Annotated in this window: 3 protein-coding genes; 2 read left to right on the top strand and 1 reads right to left on the bottom strand. The window is 65.7% G+C overall.

All coding sequences use genetic code 11. The features are described from left to right. The first annotated feature begins 1 nt into the window (after nucleotide 1). Entirely contained in the window at nucleotides 2-946 is a 945-nt protein-coding gene (locus QOI01_RS03795) for an LLM class flavin-dependent oxidoreductase (protein ID WP_526378736.1), read from the top strand. A 1,204-nt stretch (nucleotides 947-2,150) separates the two neighbouring features. Here QOI01_RS03795 and QOI01_RS03800 read toward each other — a convergent pair. After that, complete coding sequence (locus QOI01_RS03800; RefSeq protein WP_526378738.1) at nucleotides 2,151-3,098, bottom strand: Rossmann-fold NAD(P)-binding domain-containing protein; 948 nt, start codon at nucleotides 3,096-3,098, stop codon at nucleotides 2,151-2,153. 165 nt (nucleotides 3,099-3,263) lie between these two features. On the opposite strand from QOI01_RS03800, the gene QOI01_RS03805 reads away from it, so the two are divergent. Then, nucleotides 3,264-3,878: a TetR/AcrR family transcriptional regulator gene (locus QOI01_RS03805; protein ID WP_526378740.1), complete on the top strand. Its 615-nt coding sequence runs from the start codon at nucleotides 3,264-3,266 to the stop codon at nucleotides 3,876-3,878. Nucleotides 3,879-4,162 lie beyond the last annotated feature (284 nt).

Consider the following 4,162-nt stretch of genomic DNA (forward strand, 5'->3'; position numbering starts at 1 on the left):
CATCGCCGAGCGCCTCGGCTATGAACGGGCATGGCTGTTCGACATCCCGCACGAAGGCCCCGATGTGTGGATGATGCTCGCGTTGGCGGCCCAAGGCACCACCACCATCGGTCTGGGTCCTGGTGTGCTCGTGCCCGACCTGCGCCACCCGATGGTCAATGCCTCCGCCACCGCGGCGTTGACGGCGCTGGCCCCCGGACGTGTAGCCGTCGCGTTCGGCACCGGCTTTGCTGGCGCCCGCGCGCTCGGCGAGGCTCCCACCAGTTGGTCGTATCTGCGCGACTACCTCATCGCGTTCCGGGCCTTGCTCAATGGTGAAACCGTGAACTGGCGCGACACGCGTATCCGCATGATGCACCCGAACGGACACGCACCCGCACGCCCGATCGACATTCCCATCCTCATCTCGGCGCTGGGCCCCAAGGGTATTGCCGTGGCAACCGAGTTGGCGGACGGTCTGTTCACCGTCAACGGCCAGACCCGCTTTGCGTCGCGGTTCGACTGGACCGCACTCGGCGTGCACGGCACCGTCTTGGCAGACGGCGAGCCTCACGATACGGCGCGCGTGCAGGCGGCGGCGGGGCCAGGAAACGCGTTGGCCTACCACGCCGCCTACGAGTTTGGCGGCGATGTCACCACCCTGCCGGGCGGCAACGTGTGGCTCGACACCATCAAGCAAACCCCATTCGCGGAACGCCATCTCGCCGTGCACGACCAACACCTCATCGGCCTCAATCACGCCGACACCGCCGCTTGGGCGGCCGGCAGTTGGAACGCCATCACCCAAACCACCCTGACCGGCACCGCCCACGACATCGGCCGCCGCGTCCGCGACATCGCCGCCCAAGGCGTCACCGAGATCATCTACCAGCCGACCGGGCCCGACATCCCGGGCGAGCTCGAGACCTTCTATGCCGCGGTACGCGACGCAACCAGTGCAGCGTGATCAGCGCCAACCATTGGGAACGCCAACCACTGGGAAAGAGTCCGCCGCCGTCCCCAAGGGCACTGCCGCACCAAGGAATTGACACATCGGGACTGTCCGTCGCATCAGTTCCCTCGGTCCGCGCATCTACTACCCTCCAGCCAGCAATTCGTCACGTGGCATCTGTTGCAAAGCCGCCGGCCTATCCTCGCGTCAATCACCCAGTCGCTCGAATCGCGCTACGTGTCCGCGTGGCGAGATGCGCTGGCCCCGTGGAGCTATCGGGTCGGGAATCGCGCTGTCCGACGTTGTTGTCGTGGCGAGTCCCCGATACCGAGTCCACCCGGATCTAGAGTCGCGTTCTTTGTTCCGGATTCTGTTGATCTCGCAGGCAGCCGGGGTGTGGGTGTCTGCACGCGGCAGCGTATTCAGCAGGTGTCCTCAGCTTTCACACCACCGCAATCGCACCGCGGCCCCGCCATCATCCGCCATCTCAAATGAGGATCCGCGATTAGGTTCTCGCCTTCGATCCGATCCGACAGGCGCCGTGACGTGCGCTGTTTCGCGTTGCCTCACCGCAATCGTCCACCGATTTGTCTCACAAAGCGCTGGATTCCCTAGGGTCAGCACGCACGGATCCCAGCGCCTGCACGGGCTGGGGGTCAGGTGCGCAGTGCCGGGCGGACCAGCCTAACGGGGCCGCTTCTACGACCCCTGGGCAATCGGTCTACGCGTTTTGGCCGATGGTTCACGCCAGCCAATGTCACATCCTGGACGCGACCCACTTCGAAAGGCTGCCGATGACCCTCAACTCCGCTGGTGAAACGTCGACGACTAGTACACCCCGCTCATGTCGGAACTTACGGACCTGGGATGTCTAGCTGCCGTCCGAGGGCCGCCAATCGCGCGAACCACCGGCGGTCGTTCCGACCCCTAGGGCGGCCTCCTGCATCACTCTCCTCTCCAGCCAACACCCCTCTCGCTCAACGGGATCAACCCCAGCGGCGCGGACCTGACGGATTGGCGCATGACTCTGGCACGCGACCTGCTGCATAGCGACCCGGTAACTCTCGCCCAGACCGCCGAAGGCATACGGCTACTCGTCGCGTACGCCTTCGGCGCAACATTTCACCGCCATCCCGCGCACCACACACCACCAGGTTTGCGCACCACGATGACGACCTGGGGCGGTCGTGCGGCTGTGAGTGGATCTGACGAAGTTCTGTCAGCGTACGGAATCGGCTTTCAGGGCGTGGCGCAAAAGCTCCTCGGACGCGTTGAGGAAGCGTTCGGCGTAGGCCGTGTCGAAGCCCCGTGTCGGGAGGATGGGTCGGGCCTTGCTGTTGAACATGACGCCGTCGTGGCCGTCGAGCTCGGGGGTGAACAGCAGGGGCAGTATGCGCTTGCCGTAGGTAGTGGCGGACTGGAGGAACAGTCCGATGAGGCCTTCAGTCAATTTGTGCGCCGCGCTGCCGTCGCCGAGAAGGTTGGAACGGATGCCGGTCTTGACCAGACCGGGCGCCAGTCCGAAGTAAGCGGGACCGGGGAATCGGCGCTGCCCGGCCACCACGAGTGCTTCGTTTCCGGCGATGGAGTTGCCGTGGGCCTTCATCGACGTGTAGTCGCGCTGGGTGTTCAGGTCGGTGATCGTGCCCAGTTCACCCCATCCGGGCGAACCCATGACGAAGATGCGCGGCCGCGTGCCCACCTCGGCTCGCCGCGTGCCGAGGCGACCGGCGACTTGCGTCATGATGGCCAGGCGGCTCAGGAAGCTGATGGCCATATCGCGCTCCACGCCCTCTGGTGTCTGCTCGCGGGTCTTGGCGGCGATGATCCCAGTGGTGAACAGCAGCACGTCGCTGTCCTCGACGGGCAGCTCCTTGCCAATCCTGATCGCCTCGCGCATCGAGGACAGATCTGCGGGATAGAAGTCCAGGCGACGCGACGGGTCGTCACGCAAAGTGCGCCCGACCACGCTGACGTGGGCTCCGCGGGCCACGGCCTGGACGGCGATGGCCCGGCCCAGACCGTTGGTGCCCCCCACGACCACCAGGTGCCGACCGGATAGCTCGAGACGATCCGCGGGTGGCAGGTGCAGACGGATGCTGCGGTCTCGCTTGGCCAACGACTGCTTCTTGGGCGTCGCGTGCGCCGCTGAATCCTGTGTGGACATCGTGATCATTTCCTTTCGTGACGGAGCTTCTGGGGCAAGGCGTAGACGTTCAGCCGTCACCTGACGTCTGCGTGCCGCGGACCCGACGCGCTGGGGCACCGAGTTTCGACACTAGCATAAACGGACTTCACCCCGTTTAATATTCCGTCGCGGTAGGTTGACGGGATGGACCCAGCGGTAGTGCCCCTGGGAAAGCCGCGGCCCGAACGTGCTGACGCGGTGCGCAACCGCGAACTACTGCTGCGTACGGCACGTGAGATGCTCGCGGAGCTTGGGGCCAACAGGGTGACGATGGACGGTCTGGCCGAACGCGCTGGCCTGGGCAAGGGCACCGTCTTCCGCCGCTTCGGCACGCGCGCCGGGATATTCCGGGCGCTGCTCGACGCCGACGAACGACACTTCCAAGAGCAGGTGCTCCATGGGCCTCCACCGCTTGGCCCGGGCGCCGACCCCGTGCAGCGCCTCATCGCCTACGGCCGGGCCCGAATCGCGTTCCTGCTAGATCACCACGTCATCGCACGCGCCGCCCTCGACCGCAACCAGCCCATCCCCGCCGGCGAAGACACCATCTCCCGCGTCCACCTGCGCGCACTGCTGACTCAGGCCCACCTCACCTTCCCCGACTTGGACAGCCTCGCCATCCAACTCACCGGGGCACTAGAAGGCCCAATGCTGCTGTACCTCGCCACATCGGAGGCCCCGACCGTTGCGCCTCCTGGGGCTGCCGATCGACTCGCCGATAGCTGGCAAGCGCTCATCGAACACCTCGTCTCCAGGTAACCAGTCGCAGGGCCGGGCCGACGGTTCGAAGGGGCGTCCCACGAGGGCGGCGAAGACTCGCAGTGGGTCGAGGTAGTCGCGCCACGCGGTGACTTTGCGGTCGTTGATGACGACCACCGAGATGTATCGGTTGCCGTAGGGCTGCCCGTTGGCGACAACCCTTCCCTCGGAGGAGTATTCGAGCACCACCGACGACGTCGACGGCGACTGGTGCACACGCAGGTCGTAGCAGCGGTCGAGGAAGAACGTGTCGCCGTAGCCTCGGTAGAGTTCGATGAGGTCGG

The organism is Mycobacterium sp., from assembly GCF_032162605.1.
Taxonomy (GTDB): domain Bacteria; phylum Actinomycetota; class Actinomycetes; order Mycobacteriales; family Mycobacteriaceae; genus Mycobacterium.